The organism is Halomonas terrestris (assembly GCF_049166755.1).
In the GTDB taxonomy this organism is placed as follows: domain Bacteria; phylum Pseudomonadota; class Gammaproteobacteria; order Pseudomonadales; family Halomonadaceae; genus Halomonas.
Genome location: NZ_JBMHFZ010000015.1, coordinates 33,232 through 52,702, shown reverse-complemented (window position 1 = coordinate 52,702; position 19,471 = coordinate 33,232). Strand labels below are relative to the sequence as shown.

Genomic DNA, 19,471 nt, shown 5'->3' with positions numbered 1-19,471 from the left:
AAGGGTCGGCTCCTTCCGGACAAGCAAAAACCCCGCGGGCAAGGCATGCCGGCGGGGTTGTGTCTAACGGCCAGAGGGATCTGCCCTCAGGGGTGTTTCACGTGAAACATCCCGGCCTAGATGTCCAGGTTGGCAACCAGGGCATTGCGTTCGATGAAGTCCCGCCGCGGCTCGACCTCATCGCCCATCAGGGTGTTGAACATCATGTCGGCTGCCACCGCATCCTCGATCGACACGCGCAACATGCGACGGGTACTCGGGTCCATGGTGGTTTCCCACAACTGGTCGGGGTTCATTTCACCCAACCCCTTGTAGCGCTGGATGGAAAGCCCGCGCTGGGCTTCGGCCATCAACCATTCCAGCGCCTCGTAGAAGGTCGCTACCGGCTTCTGGCGTTCGCCACGGGCTACATAGGCCCCTTCTTCCAGCAGGCCATCCAGGGTTTCCCCGAGACCAGCGATGATGCGGTAGTCCGCACTGGTGAAGAAGTCGATGCCCCATACATAGTCGGTCGTCACGCCGTGGGCCGTCAGGCTGACGGCGGGGAGGTAGAGGCCGCGTTCGGTATCCTCCTCGAGGCGGAAGGTGTAGCGAGGCCCGCCCTCGTAGGCCACCTGGGCATCCATCTCCGCCTGCAGATACTCGATCCAATTCTCCATGGTGACACGATCCCGGAGGCTTTCTTCGCCCTCCAGGTGTGCCGCATGAACGATCCGGCGAAGCACCTCCCTGGGGTAGACCCGGGACAGGCGGTCGATGCGCTTCATCACGTCGCGGTACTGGTTGACCAGGCTCTCGAGCCCCGAGCCGCTGATGCCTGGCGCATCCGCGTTGACGTAGAGCCGCCCCCCGTCCAGCGCGGTGGTCGTCAGGTAGTCGATCAGGGCCTGCTCGTCCTTGAGGTAGCTCTCCTGCTTGCCGCGCTTGATCTTGTAGAGCGGTGGCTGGGCGATGAACACATGCCCGCGCTCGATCAGCTGTGACATCTGGCGGAAGAAGAAGGTCAGCAGCAGCGTGCGAATGTGCGAGCCGTCCACGTCGGCGTCGGTCATGATGATGATCGAGTGGTAGCGCAGCTTGTCGGGGTTGAACTCCTCGCGACCGATGCCGCAGCCCAGCGCGGTGATCAGGGTACCCACCTCCGCCGACGACAGCATCTTGTCGAAGCGTGCCTTCTCGACATTGAGGATCTTGCCCTTGAGCGGCAGGATCGCCTGGGTACGGCGGTCACGGCCCTGCTTCGCGCTGCCGCCGGCGGAGTCACCCTCGACCAGGAACAGCTCGGAAAGGCTGGGGTCCTTCTCCTGGCAGTCGGCCAGCTTGCCGGGCAGGCCGGCGATATCCAGGGCCCCCTTCCGGCGCGTCATGTCGCGTGCCTTGCGCGCGGCCTCGCGGGCCCGGGCGGCGTCGAGCATCTTGTTGACGATCGACTTGGCCTCGTTGGGCTTCTCGATCAGGTACTCGGAGAACAGCCGCCCCATCTCCTGCTCCACCGCCGTCTTCACCTCGGAGGAGACCAGCTTGTCCTTGGTCTGGGAGGAGAACTTGGGGTCCGGTACCTTCACGGAGATGATCGCGGTGAGCCCTTCCCGTGCATCGTCCCCGGAGGTGTTGACCTTGGACTTCTTGAGCAACCCCTCCGCCTCGATGTAGTGGTTGAGGCTGCGCGTCAGGGCCGCGCGGAAACCGGCCAGGTGGGTACCACCATCCCGCTGGGGAATGTTGTTGGTGTAGCAGAAGATATTCTCCGAAAAGGAGTCGCTCCACTGCATCGCCACTTCGATGACGACACCATCCTCGCGCTCGGCCTCGAAGTGGAACACCGGATTGAGCACCGTCTTGTTGGTGTTCAGGTGGTCGACGAACGCCTTGAGGCCGCCCTCGTAGTGGAAGAGCTCCTCCTTGCCGCTCCGCTCGTCCATCAGGCGGATGGCCACGCCGGAATTGAGAAAGGAGAGCTCTCTCAGGCGCTTGGCCAGGATGTCATAGTGGAACTCGATGTTGGCGAAGGTCTCCGGCGAGGGCCGGAAGTGCACCCGCGTGCCGCTCTTCTCGGTCTTGCCGACCACCGACAGCGGCGCCTGCGGGACACCATGGTGATAGATCTGCTCATGGACCTGGCCGGCGCGCCAGATGGTCAGCTTCAGCTCCTCGGAGAGGGCATTGACGACCGAGACACCGACACCATGCAGGCCACCCGAGACCTTGTAGGAGTTGTCATCGAACTTGCCCCCGGCATGGAGCACCGTCATGATCACCTCGGCAGCCGAGACCCCCTCCCCCTCGTGGATATCGGTCGGGACGCCACGACCGTTGTCGCTGACGGTGATCGACTCGTCGGGATGGATGATGACCCGGATCTCGCTGCAGTACCCAGCCAGGGCTTCATCGATGGAGTTGTCCACCAGCTCGAACACCATGTGGTGCAGGCCGGTCCCGTCATCGGTATCGCCGATGTACATGCCGGGACGCTTGCGTACGGCATCCAGGCCCTTGAGAACCTTGATGCTCGATGAGTCGTAAGCCTGTTCGCTCATTGACTACTCCGTCATGAAGTCTGTCTGTCCAGTGGCAACAGCTGCCCTTCGCCCGAACTCGAACGTTTCACGTGAAACATCGTGACCGGGGTCTCGGGTTGCCACAGATCCGCCAGGGCGTCGTGATCGACGCTGGTAATGAACACCTGGCAGTGCATTCTCTCCAGCCAGTCGCAGAACACGCGCCGGTGCTCGTTGTCCAGCTCGGCCGGGAGGTCGTCGATAAGGTACACACAGGTACGCCCCGTGCTCGCCTCGAGCAGACGCCCCTGTGCCAGCTTCAGCGCACTCACGACCAGCTTCTGCTGGCCACGAGACAGCACCTCCACGGCCGGACGCGGCCCCAACCGAATACCGAGATCGGCGCGCTGAGGCCCCTGCTGGGTGAACCCCATCTGGCGGTCGGTGTCCCGTCCCTGGCGCAGGATATCGGCAAGGCCACGCCGGCGATCCCAGCCGCGTGAATAACGAAGCCGCAACTCGGGAAGCGGCAGCAGGCCCGCGAGGGTCTCCTCGAAGATCGGCAAGAAGGCCTCGATCCAGGCGGTTCGCAGTTCGTCGAGCCGCTCGCTCCAGTGCACCAGCTCCAGCTCCCAGGCCGCCAGGGAACCATCGTTCATTCTACCATGCCTGAGCAGCGCATTCCGATGTTTCAGCGCACGACGCGCCCGCTGCCAGACATCGAGAAACTCGTGTTTCACGTGAAACACCCCCCAGTCGAGAAACTCGCGCCGACCGGCGGGCGACCCCTCCAGCAGGCGGAAGGCATCGGGATTGATCAGCTGGAGCGGCAATGTCTCCACCAGGCGCGAGATGCGTGTGACACGCTCGCCGGCAAGACGCATCTCCAGTTCGGCGGCATCACGATGTCGGCGTACGCCGAAGGGGATGGGAGGATCACCGGCAACGCGCCCGTGCAGCATCAGCTCCCGGGACTCGTGAGCCATGACGTGCCGCAGTTGACGCGTGCGGAAGGAACGGCCCATGCCGAGAATATGGATGCCCTCCAGCAGGCTGGTCTTGCCGCTGCCATTGGCGCCGGTCAACAGGTTGATCCGGGCGCCCGGGCGAAGGTCGAGGGCCTGCAGGTTACGCAGGCCCTGGAAGGTGAGGCGGTCGAGTGGCATGGGGGTGGGGCCCGGCAGGACGCCGCCAGGGCCTGTCAGAGCCGCATCGGCATGACGACGTAGAGGGCATCGCCCCCGCCGGGCTCTTCCATCAGCGCGCTGCTGTTGGGATCGGCCAGGGTCATCTGCACGCGATCCTCGCCCAGCACGTTCAGCACGTCCACCAGGTAACCGACGTTGAAGCCGATCTCCATTGCCGCACCGCTGTACTCGATCGCCACGTTCTCCTCGGCCTCCTCCTGCTCGGGGTTGTTGGCCATCACGCGAAGGTTGCCCTCCTCGAGGTTCAGGCGCACGCCGCGATACTTCTCGTTGGAGAGAATGGCCGTGCGCGACAGCACCTGGCGAAGTTCGGCCCGGTCGGCGATGAAGACCTTGTCGCCGCCGCGGGGTACGACCCGTTCGTAGTCGGGAAACTTGCCATCCACCAGCTTCGAGGTGAAGGTGAAGTCGCCGGTATGGGCCCGGACATGACTGGTGCCGAGGGTCAGGCTGACTGGCTCGTCGCTGTCATCCAGCAGGCGTGCCAGCTCGAGGATCCCCTTGCGCGGCACGATCAGCTTCTGCGCGGGTTCCACCTGGATCTCCGTGGGCCGGGAACAGACGGCCAGGCGATGGCCATCGGTAGCCACGGCGCGCACCAGGTTGGAGCGCATCTCGAGCAGCATGCCATTGAGGTAGTAGCGTACATCCTGCTGCGCCATGGCGAAGGAGGTGGCATCGATCAGCTGCTTGAGGGTCCCCCGCGGCAGGCTGAGCTCGGTGCTGCCCTGACTGTCCTCGATATTGGGGAACTCCGCCACCGGCAGGGTCGAGAGGGTGAAGCGGGAGCGTCCGCTGCGCAGCACGGCCCGACCCTCCTCGAGGGAGAGCTGGATCTCCGCCTGGTCCGGCAGGGACTTGCAGATGTCCATCAGCTTGCGCGCGGGCACGGTGGCGGCCCCCGGCTCCTCGACGGAGCTTGCCGCGGTTCGCCCGATCAGCTCTACCTCCAGATCGGTGCCGGTCAGCGCCACCTGGTCCTGGTCGACCTGGATCAGCACGTTGGACAGTACCGGAAGGGTCTGGCGTCGCTCCACCACGCCGGCGACCAGCGTCAGCGGCCGCAGCAGCGCTTCTCGGGAGATGGAAAATTTCATGTCGGCTCCACTTCTTGTCCTGAAGGGTTGCGGCCGGCGGCGCGGGCTGGCCGGTCGAACGGCATCGCTGTCGTGTCAGAAAGGTAACGCCTGAAAGGCAACAGGCCTAGCTGGTCAACAGACGCAGCAGGTTCTTGTAATCCTCGCGGATGTCTGCACTCTCCTCCTGGAGGGCCTGTACCTTGCGGCATGCGTGCAACACCGTAGTGTGATCGCGGCCTCCGAAGGCATCCCCGATCTCCGGCAGGCTGTGGTTGGTCAGCTCCTTGGCCAGCGCCATGGCCACCTGGCGCGGCCTGGCCACCGAACGCGAGCGGCGCTTGGACAGCAGGTCGGAGAGCTTGATCTTGTAGTACTCGGCGACGGTACGCTGGATGTTGTCGACCCCGACCTGCTTGTCCTGGAGGGCCAGCAGATCCTTGAGCGACTCGCGGATGAAATCCTGGGTGATCGGCTTGCCCATGAAGTGGGAATCGGCGATCACCTTCTTCAGCGCGCCCTCCAGCTCGCGAACGTTGGAGCGGATCTTCTGGGCGATGAAGAAGGCGGCATCATGGGGCAGGTCGACCTTGGCCTGATCGGCCTTCTTCATGAGGATCGCCACGCGGGTCTCGAGCTCGGGCGGCTCGATGGCCACCGTCAGTCCCCAGCCGAAACGTGACTTCAGGCGCTCCTCTACCCCACTGATTTCCTTGGGATAACGATCCGAGGTGAGGATCATCTGCTGGCCACCCTCGAGCAGCGCGTTGAAGGTGTGGAAGAACTCCTCCTGGGAACGCTCCTTGCCGGCGAAGAACTGGATGTCGTCGATCAGCAGGGCGTCCACGCTGCGGTAGAAGCGCTTGAAGTCGTTGATGGCATTGAGCTGCAGCGCCTTGACCATGTCGGCCACGAAACGCTCCGAGTGCAGGTAGACCACCCGGGCATTCTCGCGACGCCCGGCCAGGGCATTGCCCACCGCATGCATCAGGTGCGTCTTGCCGAGGCCGACGCCGCCGTAGAGGAACAGGGGATTGTAGGCTCCGCCGGGATTCTCGGAAACCTGCCTCGAGGCCGCCCTCGCCAGCTGGTTGGACTTGCCCTCGACGAAGGTCTCGAAGGTGAAGTTCGGGTTCAGCCCGCTGTTGTGCTTGAGGCTGCCCTCGACCTGGACCTGGCGCTCGCCGGGCCGCCGGGCGGCCGTGCCCTCCTCGCGCAACGCCTCGATCTCGCGCTCGTCGCCCACGTCACCGCGCGGCGGCGTCTGGACCGCAGGCGCCACCGGCGGCCGGGTGCTGGCCGAGACGGGATTGCCCAGTTCGCGGGGCCGGGGTGCCGTCGCGCTGCGACGACTGCCCACCGACAGCACCACCTTGGGAGGCTTGGCAGGCGACAGCTCGCGCATCAGCTCACTGATGCGCTTGGCATACTTGTCGCTGACCCAGTCCCGGACGAACCGGTTCGGTGCCAGCAGACAAAGTTCATTGGACTCCCCCTCCTCCGCCTGCAACGGGCGGATCCAGGTATTGAACTGCTGTGAATTCAGTTCGTCCTGCAGGTAGTCCAGACACTGTTGCCAGAGAGCGAGCGACACGCGACCTCACCATTCATCGAAAAAACGACCGCCATTGTATCGCCCACGAGCGGGGTTATCCACACGATGCACCCCGCCGCGGGTTGCTGTGGAAAACCCTGTCCGGTCACCGGGGACAAGGGCATGTCCACTGCGTGGATGGGTGGGTCCCTGTGGATGGTCGCGCCATGCGTCCACCCGCGGCGAACAGGCAATCCCGAGCATGCCCGCGACTTTCCCACAGCGGGAGCAACATGGTATCAAATTGTTTTGAAAAGGTTAAACCTGGTTATCCACAGAAACTGTCCCCAGTATTAATAACAACATCATCTAAAGACCCTATCTTGTAATGATTGGAGGCCTCTCCCGGGGCATCCAGCCAGCCCGCGACGATGATCGGCCCCGGCACGGAAAAATTGCACCGGCGCGCCGAAATCACTACAATTTCCGGTCTTGAGCCGAATCCCCCCGGGTTGCGATGCGCGATCCGGGCGCCTCGAAATTGCCGATTCTTCCTGAAACCCACGTGGGAATAACGAGTTATGAAACGCACCTTTCAACCGAGCGTTCTCAAGCGCAAGCGCGTGCACGGCTTCCGTGCCCGCATGGCCACCAAGAATGGTCGTGCCGTTCTGGCGCGTCGTCGCGCCAAGGGTCGCAAGCGCCTGAGCGCCTGAACGCGGACCGCACGTGTCCCGTCAGGATTTTCCCCGGCGTCTGCGACTGCTGACAGCCGGGGACTATAGGCGTGTCTTCGATACGGCTGCGTACAAGGTCCATGGCAAGGGATTGATGGCACTGGCATCACCCAACGACTTGGGACACCCCCGTCTGGGCCTGGTCTTCAGCAAGAAGAACGTCCGACGAGCCGTCGACCGTAACCGTCTCAAGCGTCTTGCTCGTGAGTCGATACGGCTGCAGCAGCAACGGCTGCCCTCGGTGGATATCGTGATTCTGGCCAGGCGCGGCGCGCACGAGCTCGACAACGATACCCTGCATCGCCAGCTTCACGGCATGTGGAAGCGTCTGGCGCGAGACGTGCAGAAGTCGAAGACCGACGGCTGATGGGGCCCACGCATCCTGTCGCCGGCGTTGCCGTGTCCCGGCAACGTCAAGAATCGGCGAGCCACGGAGTCTGCATGAGAGCCAACGCCTTCCATCAGGCGATCATCGACAACGCCTTGCCGGGCGCCGAGGGTGCGCGTGCAAAGTCCAGCCTGCCTTCGGCAGGCTTTCGTGTATATCGAGCGTGCAACCCGCACCGCGCCATCGGAATGTTCACCACCCATCAGGCAGAACCCTCATGGACGTAAAACGACTCCTCTTGCTGATTCCACTGGCGGTGCTCGCCTACCTGATCGTCGTGCAGTGGAATCAGGATTACGGTCAGGTAGCTCCTGAACCGGAAGCCCCCTCCTACACCACCAGCGCTCCCGATCGGGAAGCCGCCACGCCGGACGGCGACGACGACCTGGCAGTCCCGGCGGCGCCGCGCGCCGAGAGCGACGTGGGGCAGGAGATGCCTGGCGAAACGGCCGCGCCCAGCAGCAGCCGTGACCTGGTGGCCGTGATCACCGACGTGCTGGATGTCCGAATCGACCCCCAGGGGGGTGACATCGTCTATGCTGCCCTGCCCCAGCACCGCCTGACGCTGGACTCCGATCACCCCTATGTGCTGCTGTCCGACAGCCAGAGCCGCAGCTACGTGGCCCGTTCCGGGCTGCAGCTCGACGGACACTCCGGCCGTATCAGCTTCACGCCCGAGAGCACCGAGTATCGCCTGACCGAGAACGACAATCGCCTCGAGGTGGACCTGTCGGCCCAGGTCAACGGCATCGACATCATCAAGCGCTTCACCTTCACGCGTGGCGACTATGCCGTGGACGTGAACTACTACCTGGCCAACAATACCGAGCAGCCGGTCACCGCCCGCTTCATCGGCCAGCTGGCCCGCGACAACAGCCCCGATCCCTCCAGCGGCGTGGCACTGGGCATGAGTTCCTACCTGGGCGCGGCCTACTCCTCGCCGGACGACCGCTACCAGAAGGTCGATTTCGGCGATATCCAGGACGGCAAGTTCGCCAACCGCGACGTCGAGGGCGGCTGGGTCGCCATCATCCAGCACTACTTCGTCTCGGCCTGGGCCCCCGCCCAGAACCAGCAGAATCTCTACTACGCCACCACCGACTCGCAGAATCGCAATGTCGCGGCCTTCGCCGGTCCGGTCAGCAGCGTGAGCCCGGGTGGCGAGGCACGCCTGGGCGCCACCCTGTACGTCGGTCCCAAGGTTCAGGACTACCTCGAGGAAGTGGCCCCCAACCTGCGGCTGACCGTCGACTTCGGCTGGCTGTGGTTCATCGCCAACCCGTTGTTCTGGCTGCTCGACCAGATCCACAGCCTGATCGGCAACTGGGGCTGGTCCATCGTCTTCCTGACCATCCTGGTCAAGCTGGCCATGTGGCCGCTCTCGGCCAAGGCCTACAAGTCCATGGCCCGCATGCGCAAGCTGGGGCCTGAGATGCAGCGCCTCAAGGAACAGTACGGTGACGACCGCCAGAAGATGTCCCAGGAGATGATGAAGTTCTACCAGAAGGAGAAGATCAATCCTCTGGGTGGCTGTCTGCCGATCCTGGTGCAGATGCCGGTATTCATCGCCCTCTACTGGATGCTGCTCGAATCCGTCGAACTGCGCCATGCCCCCTTCATGTTCTGGATCCAGGACCTCTCGGTGAAGGACCCGTTCTTCATCCTGCCGATCCTGATGGGCGCCTCGATGTTCGTGCAGCAGTTGCTCAACCCGACGCCTCCGGACCCCATGCAGGCGAAGATCATGAAGATGCTGCCGATCGTCTTCACCTTCTTCTTCCTGTGGTTCCCGGCCGGCCTGGTCATCTACTGGGTGGTCAACAACGTCATCTCGATCGCCCAGCAGTACGTGATCACGCGCAAGATCGAGAGCGACCCCAGTATCGGCAAGGGCATGAAGACCAAGTAGCCCCGGCCAGCCATGAGCCCCAGACCCCCGCCCCGTGCGGGGGTCTGGCGTTGGTGGCACCGGCAACGGACAATGGCGCACGACGTGACGAGGAGATGACGATGCCCGAGCCCCTTTACGCCCAGGACACCATCGCGGCGCTCGCCACGCCACCGGGACGTGGCGGGGTGGGCATCATCCGCGTCTCCGGGCCCGCCTGTGCGGCGATCGCCGAGGCGGTGGTGGGGCACTGCCCTGCCCCGCGCCGCGCCCACTACGGCCCGTTTCGCGGCGGCTCGGCGGTGATCGACGAGGGCATCGCCCTGTACTTCGCCGGCCCCCACTCCTTCACCGGCGAGGACGTGCTGGAGTTGCAGGGCCACGGCGGCCCGGTGCTCATGGACCTGCTGCTGGAGCGCTGCGTGCAGTTGGGGGCCAGGCTGGCCCGTCCCGGCGAGTTCTCCGAGCGGGCCTTCCTCAACGACAAGCTCGACCTGGCCCAGGCCGAGGCCATCGCCGACCTGATCGACGCCAGTTCGCGCACCGCCGCCGAGAATGCCCTGCGGTCACTGCAGGGGGAGTTCTCGCACCGGGTCGAGGCCCTGGTACAGCGCCTTGTCGAACTTCGCATGTACGTGGAGGCGGCCATCGACTTCCCCGAGGAGGAGATCGACTTCCTCGCCGACGGGAAGGTGGCCGAGATGCTCGCCGGGGTGAAGGCCGAACTGGCCGAGGTGCGCGCCGCCGCCGGCCAGGGGGCACTGATGCGCGAAGGCATGAACGTGGTGATCGCCGGTCGCCCCAATGCGGGCAAGTCGAGCCTGCTCAACGCCCTCACCCAGCAGGAGACCGCCATCGTCACCGACATCGAGGGCACCACCCGGGACGTGCTGCGCGAGCATATCCACATCGACGGCATGCCGCTGCACGTGATCGATACCGCCGGGCTGCGGGATACCCCCGATGCCGTGGAAAGGATCGGCGTGGCCCGTGCCTGGGACGAGATCGAGAAGGCCGATCGCGTGCTGTTGATGGTCGATGCCGCCACCAGCGAGGCCACCGACCCCATGGCCATCTGGCCGGAGTTCGTCGCCCGCCTGGCCGATTCCTCGCGCCTCACCCTGGTGCGCAACAAGATCGATGCCAGCCGTGAGCCCCCCGGGATCGACTTGTCCACAGCCACCCCGGTGGTTCGCCTCTCGGCGAAGACCGGACAGGGTGTGGATAACCTCAGGGAGCACCTCAAGGCGGTGATGGGCTATGCGGCCACCACCGAGGGCCGCTTCTCGGCGCGCCGACGCCATCTGGATGCCCTGGATCGGGCGAAGCGAGCGCTCACCAACGGCGAGGCGCAGCTGGCCGGCTACGGGGCCGGGGAACTGCTCGCGGAGGACCTGCGTGATGCCCAGCAGGCGCTGGGCGAGATCACCGGGGAATTCAGCGCGGATGACCTGCTCGGCGAGATCTTCGGCAGCTTCTGCATCGGCAAGTAGCCCGCTCCCGCAGCAGCCATCCCCTACTCCTCCACCCACCAGTCGCCCGTGTGACGGCTTCCCTTGCCCAGCAGGGGGCAGACGCGCCCCATCGCCTCGCCCAGCCGCTCGTCCAGCCCCCAGGGCGGATTGACCACCAGCATGCCGCTGCCGACCATGCCGCGCTCACCCTCGGCGGACTCGCGCTGCACCAGCTCGCTGCGCCAGATCTTGCGCAGCCCCCCGTCACGCAGGGTCTCCAGCAGGGCATGGTGGCGGCCGGCCAGCAGCAGCGGATACCACACCAGCATCACGGCGTGACGCGCCTTGTGCATCGCCGCCAGCACCGTCCCGGCCACCTCGGCATACTCCGTCTTGCGCTCGTAGCTGGGGTCGACGAGCACGCAGAGGCGGGGTGTCGAGACCGGCAAGCGCCGCAGGAGCCCCTCCAGGCCGTCTCCCTGGACGCGCCGCACATTGTCCGCCAGCGCCTGGCCCTCCAGGTGTCGGTACTCGCCGGGATGCAGCTCGAACAGCACCAGCCGGTCGCGAGCGCGCAGCCGGTGGGAGAGCCACCAGGGCGAGCCGGGATAGTGCTCCAGCTCGCCTCCCCGGTGCTGCACCTCGGCCAGCGACGAGAGCCAGGCGCACAGCAAGGGGTCCGCCGACAGGGCTTCCCGTGCCTTCCAGAGCGGTGCCACCCCCTGGCGGTACTCACCCAGTCTGGCGGTCTCCTCGGCCGACAGGGGGTAGAGGCCGCGACCGGCATGGGTATCGATATACGTAACTGGCGATGCCTTACGTAATAGATGGTCGATGACGGCAAAGAGGGTCAGATGCTTGTGAACGTCGGCGAAATTGCCGGCATGGTAGGCGTGCTGGTAGGAAAGCATGGAAGACGGTCCGTGAATCGGCAAGGCGGTCGACAAGGAAAGGGGCCCGCCACCTTGCAGTGACGGGCCCCGGACGCAGGATCTCGGCAGGGGTTATCCGGAGATCACTGGAACTGGCTCTCGATGGGAGACAGGGTGATCTCGACGCGGCGATTCTGGGCACGCCCTTCTTCGCTGGCATTGCTGGCAACCGGCTGGGTCTCGCCGTAACCGGTCATCTGCAGCCGGCCACGGGCCACGCCCGCCTGGGCCAGGTAGTTGCCCACGGCCTCGGCACGCCGCTCGGAGAGGCGCTGGTTGTAGTCGGCGTTGCCGGTGCTGTCGGTATGGCCGGCGATGTTGACCCGGGTATCGGTGTACTGGTTCAGAATCGAGGAGACGTCGTTGAGCGCATTGCGGGCGTTCATGGTCAGCTCGCTGGAGTCGAAGCCGAAGGTCACGCTGCTGGGCATGTTGAGCACGATATCGTCACCGCGACGATCGACCTCGATCCCGGTGCCCCGGGTGCTGGCGCGCAACTGCTCCTCCTGACGGTCCATGTAGGCACCGATGCCCGCCCCGGCGGCCGCACCCACGGCGGCACCGATCAGGGCACGATCCCGCCGGCTGGTACTGCCACTGCCGGTCAGCGCCCCGGCGGCGGCACCCACGGCGGCGCCCACCCCGGCACCGGTCATGGTCCGGCTGCGATCGGTCTGCCCCCCATAGGGATCGGTAGTGGCACAGCCCACCAGCAGGGCGGCAGCGGCCAGCGGCACGAAAAGACGAAGAGGCTTGAACATGGAATCGTGTCTCCTTGGTGATCGAAATTGACTGCTGTTCTCATCCCTGGAAGCCCGGATCCTCACTGATCAGGACCAGCAGCTCATTCAAGAATAATAGACCTTGCGGGGTTGCCTGCAGTCGGCCGGCATCTTCCACAAGAAGTCCTTTTTTGCGCGCCGTCACGAGCCTTTCCTCCAGCAGGGGCAGCTCGCGTCCGGTATGCCGCATCCAGGTCGGCAGGGAGACGCCATCCACCAGCCGCAGGGCATTCATGGCGAATTCCAGCGGCAGTTCTGCCTCTCCGATGACACGCCGGCCGGCGACGAAGCCGCGCGGATCCTTGCCCCGCCTGAGGTAGGCATCCGGCTGGCGCGACTTCCAGCGGCGCTCGATGGCCATCGTCCCGTCCGCAGCGCGGCGGCTCAGCTTGCCGTGGGCGCCCGCCCCGATCCCCAGGTAGTCACCGAAGCACCAGTAGTTGAGGTTGTGTCGCGAATGGTGCCCGTGACGCGCATAGGCGGAAATCTCGTAGCGGATCAGCCCGGCCGCTTCCAGCCGCTCATGCCCCAGGTCCTGGATGTCCCACAGTACCTCCTCCTCGGGCAGTCGGGGCGGATGGGCATGAAACTCGGTATTGGGCTCCAGGGTCAGCTGGTACCAGGACAGGTGCTCCGGTGACAGGGCAATGGCCGATTCCAGGTCCGCCAGCGCCAGCTCGGGCGTCTGGCCCGGCAGGCCATGCATCAGGTCGACGTTGAGGTTGTCGAAGCCGGCGCGACGCGCCTCATCCACGGCCACTGTCGCCTCGGCCCCCGAGTGGATCCGGCCCAGTGCGGCAAGCTGCTCGTCCTGGAAGCTCTGCACCCCCAGCGAGAGCCGGTTGATCCCCGCGGCTCGGTATCCCGCGAAACGGCCACGCTCCAGGGTACCCGGATTGGCCTCGAGGGTGATCTCGATGTCGGGTGCCAGGGGCAGCCGTTCGGCCAGCGCCTCGAGGAGCCCCGCGTAGAACGCCGGCGACATCAGACTGGGCGTCCCCCCACCGATGAAGACACTGACCAGTTCACGCCCGGCAGCCAGCGGCAGGTCGGCTTCGAGGTCGGCGATCAGCGCCGCCAGATACGCCTCCTCGGGCAGCGTGGCGCCGCGTCCGACGCCATGGGAGTTGAAATCACAGTAGGGACACTTGCGGATGCACCAGGGCACATGGACATAGAGCGCCAGGGCAGGGGAGTCGTCCATCACTCGGTTGTTCCTCGGTGCTCGGCCGTGTCGCGCAGCACCTCCACCAGCGACTGCAGGGCACGACCGCGATGACTGAGACGATTCTTCTCCTCCGCGGACAGTTCGGACACGCTCATGCCCTGCTCGGGTAGCCAGAACAGGGGGTCGTAGCCGAAGCCGCCTTCACCGCGCGGATGGGCCAGGATCTCGCCCTCCCAACTGCGTTGGACGATCAGCGGTACCGGATCCTCGGCATGCCGGAGATAGACCAGCACGCACCAGTAGCGACCGGTGCGGCTGCCCTCCGGCACCCTGGACAACGCCTCCAGCAGTTTCGCGTTGTTGCGGGCATCGCTCCTCGGCTCACCGGCGTAACGTGCCGAATGGATGCCCGGCTGGCCATGCAGGGCATCCACCTCGAGCCCGGAGTCATCGGCCAGGGCAGGCAGACCGCTGACCCGGCTCGCCTCGCGGGCCTTGAGCAGGGCATTCTCGACGAAGGTCAGCCCTGTCTCCTCGACCTCGGGCACCCCGAAGTCGGCCTGGGGCAGGACGGCGAATCCCAGGGGAGCGAGCAGCTGATGAAACTCCCGAAGCTTGCCGGCATTGCCGCTGGCCAGCACCAGGGGGGTCGGAATCATGGTCGGTTCTCCAGGATTAAGGTTGCTGCCCATTCTACGAGTCGGGCCTGGCAAGGGGAATGCAGGCGTTCGAATGATGAATGTCATGCTATCGATATGTGGAAACACAGACTAAAGTCCGTGATAGGAGGACAAGACTGGCACCGAATGAGCATGAATTTCATTGTCACCCCGGTTGAAGTCACCCTGTTCCGTTTCTTGCATCATTCTTAAGCCGTTGTCTATATTGTCCTTTTGCGAAAATCCCGATAAACATTCTAAGAAGAAAAAAGGACATAACTAAAAGTTAGTAATAAATTGTTACATCCTGACCAACACTCAATTGACCTCTTCAGTAAAGTCCCGCTCAGCCTGAAGGATGGTCAGGGATGGGGGACTCCACCTGCTTTTCCGTGGGAGTCACATCATGAATCAGGGTAAAGGAATGGTACTGCTGGTGACCACCAGCAATCCGCAGACACAGCTTTTCATCGACTACCTGCATCAGCAGCTCGACTGCCCGGTATCGGTCATGGCGCCGGCCGTCGACTGGAAGGGCAAGGACCCTTCCCGCGTAGTGGTGCTGCTCGATGCGGATCACATCGACGAAGCCACCATGCAGCAGTGGCATGTCAAGGCGGCCGAGGAGCCCGACATGACGCTTGCCGCCTTCAACCTGCGCGACGAGGATCATGCGGTGGAGGTGCTCTCCGCCATGAACCTCCAGGGGGTCTTCTACCGCAGCGACGCCCTCCCGCTGATCTGCAAGGGACTCAATACTCTGCTCGACGGCTATCTCTGGATGTCGCGCTCGCTGATGACCCGCATGATCCAGTTCTTCCGCCGCCAGCAGCTCAATTCCTATCGGCCGGTCTGCGGGCTGACACACAGGGAGCTGGAGATCATCGCCATGCTGGGGACCGGTGCCTCGAACACCGAGATCGCCGACCAGCTGTTCGTCAGCGAACACACCGTCAAGTCACACCTCTACAACATCTTCCGCAAGATCAAGGTACACAACCGCATCCAGGCCGTGAACTGGGCCCGCCAGAACCTGGGTGCCCCGCCCCCGCTGGTCGGGCGCCGACGCCGCAGCGAGCCGCCGGCGGCGTCCAACGGCATCTGAGCCGTCGCCTCAGATCAACCGGACATGCTCCTGGATCAGGCCTGCCAGGATGTCGGCGGCATTGTCGGCGGTGGTGTCCAGGTGGACCAGGTGAAGCCGTTCCTCATCGGCGAAGGGTTCCAGGGCGGCCTGCTGCCGGGCCAGCACCGACAGGCTCTCTTCCACGGTCCCTCCCCGCTGTCTTGCCCGCTTCTCGATACGCCTGCGCAGGGTGGCCTCGTCGGCCTCGAAACTGACCAGCAGGCAGGGCAAGCCTCTCGCCTCGGCCTGCTGGCGCAGCAGGTCGCGTTGCCAGCGACGCAGGAAGGTCCCGTCGACACAGGTGGCCAGGCCCGCATCCAGCAGCATTCCCGCCAGGCTGGCGAGGTGCCGGTAGGTGGCCTCGGTCGCCTCGCCGGAGAAGATATCCACAGGCGGTGTCGCCGTGCGGGCCTGTGGATCGATATCATACAGCCGACGCCGCTCGACATCGGAGCACAGGCGAACGGCTCCCAGACGCTGCACCAGGCCGGCAGTGAAGCGGCTCTTGCCACTGCCGGCAACCCCGACGGCGATCACCAGGGGCGGAAAGCGGAACTCGGCATAGCGCTCGGCCAGATCGAGATAGTAGCGACACTCGGCCATGGTCTCGGCGAGCAACGCCGGGTGCTCGGGATCCTGGTCCTCCGCGGGACGCCGCTGCAGGGAGCGCCGTGCGCCGGAGAGGGCATGGCAGACCCGGAACAGCGACAGCAGCCGGGTCACTTCATAGTCGCCCGACAGCCGCAGGTAGTGGTCCAGCGCCTGGCGCGCCAGCTCGCGCTCGTTGCGGCTCTCCAGTCCCGTCAGCAGGGAGGCCAGGTCGCTGGCCGGATCGGCCGGCAACTCGATGCCGGGACCAGCGGGATCGCGACCGAGGGCGTTGGCCAGCAGCCCCCGTCCCTGGTGGCACAGGCGACTGTCGGGATGAGCGAGGACCCAGCTGCGACACAGGCGCGGCTGACGCGCCGCCAGGACCGGCGCCAGGCGCTGGATATCCTGCTCGAGCCACTCGGCGAGGTGCGCCAGACGCTCCCGGTCCTCGTCACCGTCCAGGCGCTCCTCGATGGCCCCCAACTCGCCGCTGGCCATGGCCTTGACCGCCTGCCGGCCAGCATCCGCGGAAGCCGTCGGCTGGGCGGCGTCGCGGTGGAAGGCCACCAGTCGCTCGACCAGCGCCTCCAGCTCGAAGGATTCACCAGACGCTGGGACGGGCCCGGTTTTCTGGCTCATAGCGTGTCTCCATCCGGTATCGGGAAGCCGCCGATGGCGAAGGCTCAGGCCTTCTGCATGGCACCCAGGGCCTTCTCCGCTGCATCCAGGGTCAGCTGGATGTCCTCCGGCGTATGGGCACTGGACATGAAGCCCGCCTCATAGGCCGAGGGTGCCAGGTAGACCCCCTGGTCGAGCATGGCCGAGAAGAAGCGACGGAAGGCACCTGCATCGCAGGCCGTGGCCTGGGCGAAGTTGTCGACCCGGCTCTGGCGGGTGAAGAAGACGCCGAACATGCCACCGGCTCGCTGGGTGATCATGTCGATACCGGCGGCATCGGCACGCTCCTGCAGGCCATGGCAGAGCGTCTCCACTCGCTGGGCCAGGGCGTCATGGAAACCCGGGACACGCAGCTTGGAGAGCAGGGCGATGCCGGCGGCCATGGCCAGGGGATTGCCCGACAGGGTACCGGCCTGGTAGATCGGACCCAGCGGCGAGATGTTGGACATCAGCGTCTTGCTGCCACCGAAGGCGCCGACCGGCATGCCGCCACCGACGATCTTGCCCAGGCAGGTCAGGTCCGGCTTGACCTCGTAGTGGGCCTGGGCCCCTCCCAGGGCGACCCGGAAACCGGTCATCACCTCGTCGAAGATCAGCACGCTGTCATGGACGTTGCAGACCCGCCGCAGGGTCTCCAGGAAGCCGGGCTGCGGCGGAATGCAGTTCATGTTGCCGGCCACCGGCTCGACGATGATGCAGGCGACCTGGTCGCCGATCTCCTCGAAGCACTGTTCCACCGCGTCCAGGTCGTTGTAGGGCAGGGTGACGGTGTGCTCGGCCAGGGAGGCCGGCACGCCCGGCGAACTGGGCTCGCCATGGGTCAGGGCGCCGGAGCCGGCCTTGACCAGCAGTGAGTCGGAATGGCCATGGTAGTTGCCCTCGAACTTGACGATCTTGTCGCGCCCCGTCACCCCGCGAGCCAGGCGAATCGCCGACATGGTGGCCTCGGTCCCGGAGTTGACCATGCGCACCATCTCGATGGAGGGAAGCATCTCGCAGATCAGGTCGGCCATGGTGGTCTCGATCGCCGTGGGCGTACCGAAGGAGAGGCCATGGTCGAGTCGCTCGCGCACTGCGGCGAGTACGTCCGGGTCGGCATGACCGGTGATCATCGGGCCCCAGGAGCCCACGTAATCGACGTAGCGCCTGCCCTCCACATCGAACAGGTAGGCGCCCCGGGCACGCTCCATGAACACCGGTGGGCGCTCCAGCCCCTTGAAGGCACGCACCGGCGAGTTGACCCCGCCGGGGATATGACGGCAGGCCAGTTCGAAGAGCTGTGCGGATGTGGTCATGTCTACCTCATGCAGTCAGGAATGGCACCAACCCGGGCATCGGGCTGTGGATAAGTCTCTGGACAAACTGCCGGCAACCAGGGGAAAGGCCGTGAATGAAATGCCTCGCCATCCATGAACCATACCGGCTCCCTCGCTTCATTCTCGGTGCTCACGCCGTCGATGGCCAGCCCCTCATCCGCGCGGGGTGTCGCCGGGGAGGGACAGCGCCGCCGGCAGCTGCCAGAGTCGCCGCGGCAGCGACTGGTCACGGCCCGGTCGCCAGCCGTGGGCCAGCGCCTGCCAGGTGAACGCCTGGGCCTGCTCGCAGGCCGTCACCAGCGACTCGCCGGCCGCCAGCCGCACCGCCAGTGCCGCGGCCAGGGTACAGCCGGAGCCATGGAAGTTCCCGTCGAGCCGCGGCCAGGACCACTGCCGACTCACATCCGGTGCATGCAGGGTATGCTCGACCCGGTCGGCCGGTACGCGTCCCTCCGGGTCATCGGTACCGGTGACCAGCACCGCCTGGCAGCCCAGCGTCATCAGTTCCACCGCCCGCTCGGTATCATCGTCCTCGACAGCGGCTGACAACCGCACCAGCTCCCGGCGATTGGGGGTGAGGATATCCACGAGGGGCAGCAGGCGCTCGCGGAAGGCGTCCACCAGCTCGGCTGTGGATAACTCGCTGCCGCCTCCTGCACGGAGCACGGGATCCACCACCAGCGGCACCCCGGGATGGCGACGCACGATGTCGGTCACCGCATCGAGGACCGCCGTGTCCGGTACCAGCCCGACCTTGATGGCGGCGATCTCGAACCCGTCGAGCGCCTCTGCCATGCAGCGGATGGCGTCGGGATCCACCGGCAGCACTCGGGCCACGTCCCGGCAGTCCTGCACGGTCAGCGCCGTGGGGATGGTCAGCGCCCAGCCGCCACAGGCGGCGACCGACTCGGCGTCGGCCACCAGGCCGGCCCCCCCGGTGGGATCATGGCCCGCCAGCACCAGTACCACCGGCAGATGGGGTGAAACGTCGGAAGCGGCCACCATCAGAACGGCTTGAGCACGGCGAGGAACACGATCACCAGCAGCGCGATGACCGGCAACTCGTTGAACCAGCGGAAGAACACGTGGCTCTTCGTGCAGCGCCCCTCGCGGAACTGCTTCAGGTAGACGAGACACACGTGGTGGTAGGCGACCAGCAGCGCCACCAGCAACAGCTTGACATGCATCCAACCCTGGCCGAGCCAGTAGGGCATCAGGTAGAGCATCCCGCCGCCGAACAGCAGCACGACGATCATCGAGGGCGTCATGATGCCGCGGTAGAGCTTGCGCTCCATCACCAGGAAGTGATCGACGGCCTGCTGCTCGCCCCGGTCGCGGGCCATGGCGTGATAGACATAGAGCCGCGGCAGGTAGAACAGGGCGGCGAACCAGGTCACCATGGCGATCAGGTGCAAGGCCTTGATCCACAGGTACAT

At 65.3% G+C, this 19,471-nt stretch carries 18 protein-coding genes; 6 read left to right on the top strand and 12 right to left on the bottom strand.

All coding sequences use genetic code 11. The annotated features are described in order from the left end of the window. Nucleotides 1–116: 116 nt before the first annotated feature. From gyrB to dnaA, 4 genes are all read right to left on the bottom strand, one after another. Nucleotides 117–2,537, bottom strand: a complete 2,421-nt coding sequence (gyrB, locus tag ACOMD9_RS14295; protein WP_421416102.1) for a DNA topoisomerase (ATP-hydrolyzing) subunit B — start codon at nt 2,535–2,537, stop codon at nt 117–119. Nucleotides 2,538–2,548: 11 nt separating this feature from the next. Further along, complete coding sequence (recF, locus tag ACOMD9_RS14290) at nt 2,549–3,664, bottom strand: DNA replication/repair protein RecF (RefSeq protein ID WP_421416099.1); 1,116 nt, start codon at nt 3,662–3,664, stop codon at nt 2,549–2,551. Between the two features lie 35 nt (nt 3,665–3,699). After that, nucleotides 3,700–4,803 (bottom strand): DNA polymerase III subunit beta, encoded by a 1,104-nt coding sequence (gene dnaN / locus ACOMD9_RS14285; protein ID WP_421416097.1) that lies wholly within the window; start codon nt 4,801–4,803, stop codon nt 3,700–3,702. Nucleotides 4,804–4,909: 106 nt separating this feature from the next. Beyond that, nucleotides 4,910–6,376: a chromosomal replication initiator protein DnaA gene (dnaA, locus tag ACOMD9_RS14280; protein ID WP_421416096.1), complete on the bottom strand. Its 1,467-nt coding sequence runs from the start codon at nt 6,374–6,376 to the stop codon at nt 4,910–4,912. 521 nt (nt 6,377–6,897) lie between these two features. On the opposite strand from dnaA, the gene rpmH reads away from it, so the two are divergent. The 5 genes from rpmH to mnmE all read left to right on the top strand — a co-directional run bounded on the left by rpmH (nt 6,898) and on the right by mnmE (nt 10,822). Continuing rightward, nucleotides 6,898–7,032, top strand: a complete 135-nt coding sequence (rpmH, locus tag ACOMD9_RS14275; RefSeq protein ID WP_010626003.1) for a 50S ribosomal protein L34 — start codon at nt 6,898–6,900, stop codon at nt 7,030–7,032. Nucleotides 7,033–7,045: 13 nt separating this feature from the next. Next, on the top strand, nt 7,046–7,420 hold the full coding sequence (gene rnpA / locus ACOMD9_RS14270; protein ID WP_421416093.1) for a ribonuclease P protein component: 375 nt from the start codon (nt 7,046–7,048) through the stop codon (nt 7,418–7,420). Between the two features lie 74 nt (nt 7,421–7,494). Further along, nucleotides 7,495–7,668: a hypothetical protein gene (locus ACOMD9_RS14265; protein ID WP_421416090.1), complete on the top strand. Its 174-nt coding sequence runs from the start codon at nt 7,495–7,497 to the stop codon at nt 7,666–7,668. Further along, nucleotides 7,659–9,350: a membrane protein insertase YidC gene (gene yidC, locus ACOMD9_RS14260; protein ID WP_421416088.1), complete on the top strand. Its 1,692-nt coding sequence runs from the start codon at nt 7,659–7,661 to the stop codon at nt 9,348–9,350. Before ACOMD9_RS14265 ends, yidC begins: the two co-directional genes overlap by 10 nt. Nucleotides 9,351–9,451: 101 nt before the next feature. Next, entirely contained in the window at nt 9,452–10,822 is a 1,371-nt protein-coding gene (mnmE, locus tag ACOMD9_RS14255) for a tRNA uridine-5-carboxymethylaminomethyl(34) synthesis GTPase MnmE (protein ID WP_421416086.1), read from the top strand. A gap of 23 nt (nt 10,823–10,845) precedes the next feature. On the opposite strand, the gene ACOMD9_RS14250 is transcribed toward mnmE, so the two are convergent. The 4 genes from ACOMD9_RS14250 to rdgB all read right to left on the bottom strand — a co-directional run bounded on the left by ACOMD9_RS14250 (nt 10,846) and on the right by rdgB (nt 14,324). Then, nucleotides 10,846–11,694 (bottom strand): 23S rRNA (adenine(2030)-N(6))-methyltransferase RlmJ, encoded by an 849-nt coding sequence (locus ACOMD9_RS14250; protein ID WP_421416084.1) that lies wholly within the window; start codon nt 11,692–11,694, stop codon nt 10,846–10,848. A gap of 104 nt (nt 11,695–11,798) precedes the next feature. Continuing rightward, a complete protein-coding gene (locus tag ACOMD9_RS14245) occupies nt 11,799–12,476 on the bottom strand; it encodes a YiaD family glycine zipper/OmpA-like lipoprotein (RefSeq protein ID WP_421416081.1) in 678 nt (225 codons plus the stop codon). 40 nt (nt 12,477–12,516) lie between these two features. Next, on the bottom strand, nt 12,517–13,701 hold the full coding sequence (gene hemW, locus ACOMD9_RS14240; protein ID WP_421416078.1) for a radical SAM family heme chaperone HemW: 1,185 nt from the start codon (nt 13,699–13,701) through the stop codon (nt 12,517–12,519). Continuing rightward, a complete protein-coding gene (rdgB, locus tag ACOMD9_RS14235; RefSeq protein ID WP_421416075.1) occupies nt 13,701–14,324 on the bottom strand; it encodes an RdgB/HAM1 family non-canonical purine NTP pyrophosphatase in 624 nt (207 codons plus the stop codon). Before rdgB ends, hemW begins: the two co-directional genes overlap by 1 nt. A 406-nt stretch (nt 14,325–14,730) precedes the next feature. Between rdgB and ACOMD9_RS14230 the strand changes: the two genes are divergently transcribed. Beyond that, nucleotides 14,731–15,429 (top strand): LuxR C-terminal-related transcriptional regulator, encoded by a 699-nt coding sequence (locus ACOMD9_RS14230; protein ID WP_421416072.1) that lies wholly within the window; start codon nt 14,731–14,733, stop codon nt 15,427–15,429. A gap of 9 nt (nt 15,430–15,438) precedes the next feature. Here ACOMD9_RS14230 and ACOMD9_RS14225 read toward each other — a convergent pair whose 3' ends face one another. The 4 genes from ACOMD9_RS14225 to hemJ all read right to left on the bottom strand — a co-directional run bounded on the left by ACOMD9_RS14225 (nt 15,439) and on the right by hemJ (nt 19,471). Further along, nucleotides 15,439–16,680 carry a P-loop nucleotide/nucleoside kinase family protein gene (locus tag ACOMD9_RS14225; RefSeq protein ID WP_421416070.1) on the bottom strand — a complete coding sequence of 414 codons (1,242 nt, stop codon included), beginning with the start codon at nt 16,678–16,680 and terminating at the stop codon, nt 15,439–15,441. Between the two features lie 44 nt (nt 16,681–16,724). Beyond that, entirely contained in the window at nt 16,725–18,014 is a 1,290-nt protein-coding gene (hemL, locus tag ACOMD9_RS14220) for a glutamate-1-semialdehyde 2,1-aminomutase (RefSeq protein ID WP_421416067.1), read from the bottom strand. A gap of 174 nt (nt 18,015–18,188) precedes the next feature. Then, nucleotides 18,189–19,040, bottom strand: coding sequence for a bifunctional hydroxymethylpyrimidine kinase/phosphomethylpyrimidine kinase (thiD, locus tag ACOMD9_RS14215; RefSeq protein WP_421416064.1), 852 nt, complete (start codon nt 19,038–19,040; stop codon nt 18,189–18,191). After that, entirely contained in the window at nt 19,040–19,471 is a 432-nt protein-coding gene (hemJ, locus tag ACOMD9_RS14210) for a protoporphyrinogen oxidase HemJ (RefSeq protein WP_421416061.1), read from the bottom strand. The genes thiD and hemJ overlap by 1 nt, the downstream gene beginning before the upstream one ends.

Bases quoted from the DNA above. Each gene is read 5' to 3' on its own strand.
- rpmH (WP_010626003.1), top strand. From the start codon at position 6,898: ATGAAACGCACCTTTCAACCGAGCGTTCTCAAGCGCAAGCGCGTGCAC.
- dnaN (WP_421416097.1), bottom strand. From the start codon at position 4,803: ATGAAATTTTCCATCTCCCGAGAAGCGCTGCTGCGGCCGCTGACGCTG.
- yidC (WP_421416088.1), top strand. From the start codon at position 7,659: ATGGACGTAAAACGACTCCTCTTGCTGATTCCACTGGCGGTGCTCGCC.
- ACOMD9_RS14230 (WP_421416072.1), top strand. From the start codon at position 14,731: ATGAATCAGGGTAAAGGAATGGTACTGCTGGTGACCACCAGCAATCCG.
- rdgB (WP_421416075.1), bottom strand. From the start codon at position 14,324: ATGATTCCGACCCCCCTGGTGCTGGCCAGCGGCAATGCCGGCAAGCTT.
- thiD (WP_421416064.1), bottom strand. From the start codon at position 19,040: ATGGTGGCCGCTTCCGACGTTTCACCCCATCTGCCGGTGGTACTGGTG.
- ACOMD9_RS14265 (WP_421416090.1), top strand. From the start codon at position 7,495: ATGAGAGCCAACGCCTTCCATCAGGCGATCATCGACAACGCCTTGCCG.
- mnmE (WP_421416086.1), top strand. From the start codon at position 9,452: ATGCCCGAGCCCCTTTACGCCCAGGACACCATCGCGGCGCTCGCCACG.
- ACOMD9_RS14225 (WP_421416070.1), bottom strand. From the start codon at position 16,680: ATGAGCCAGAAAACCGGGCCCGTCCCAGCGTCTGGTGAATCCTTCGAG.
- hemJ (WP_421416061.1), bottom strand. From the start codon at position 19,471: ATGTACCTGTGGATCAAGGCCTTGCACCTGATCGCCATGGTGACCTGG.
- hemL (WP_421416067.1), bottom strand. From the start codon at position 18,014: ATGACCACATCCGCACAGCTCTTCGAACTGGCCTGCCGTCATATCCCC.
- ACOMD9_RS14250 (WP_421416084.1), bottom strand. From the start codon at position 11,694: ATGCTTTCCTACCAGCACGCCTACCATGCCGGCAATTTCGCCGACGTT.
- gyrB (WP_421416102.1), bottom strand. From the start codon at position 2,537: ATGAGCGAACAGGCTTACGACTCATCGAGCATCAAGGTTCTCAAGGGC.
- recF (WP_421416099.1), bottom strand. From the start codon at position 3,664: ATGCCACTCGACCGCCTCACCTTCCAGGGCCTGCGTAACCTGCAGGCC.
- hemW (WP_421416078.1), bottom strand. From the start codon at position 13,701: ATGGACGACTCCCCTGCCCTGGCGCTCTATGTCCATGTGCCCTGGTGC.
- ACOMD9_RS14245 (WP_421416081.1), bottom strand. From the start codon at position 12,476: ATGTTCAAGCCTCTTCGTCTTTTCGTGCCGCTGGCCGCTGCCGCCCTG.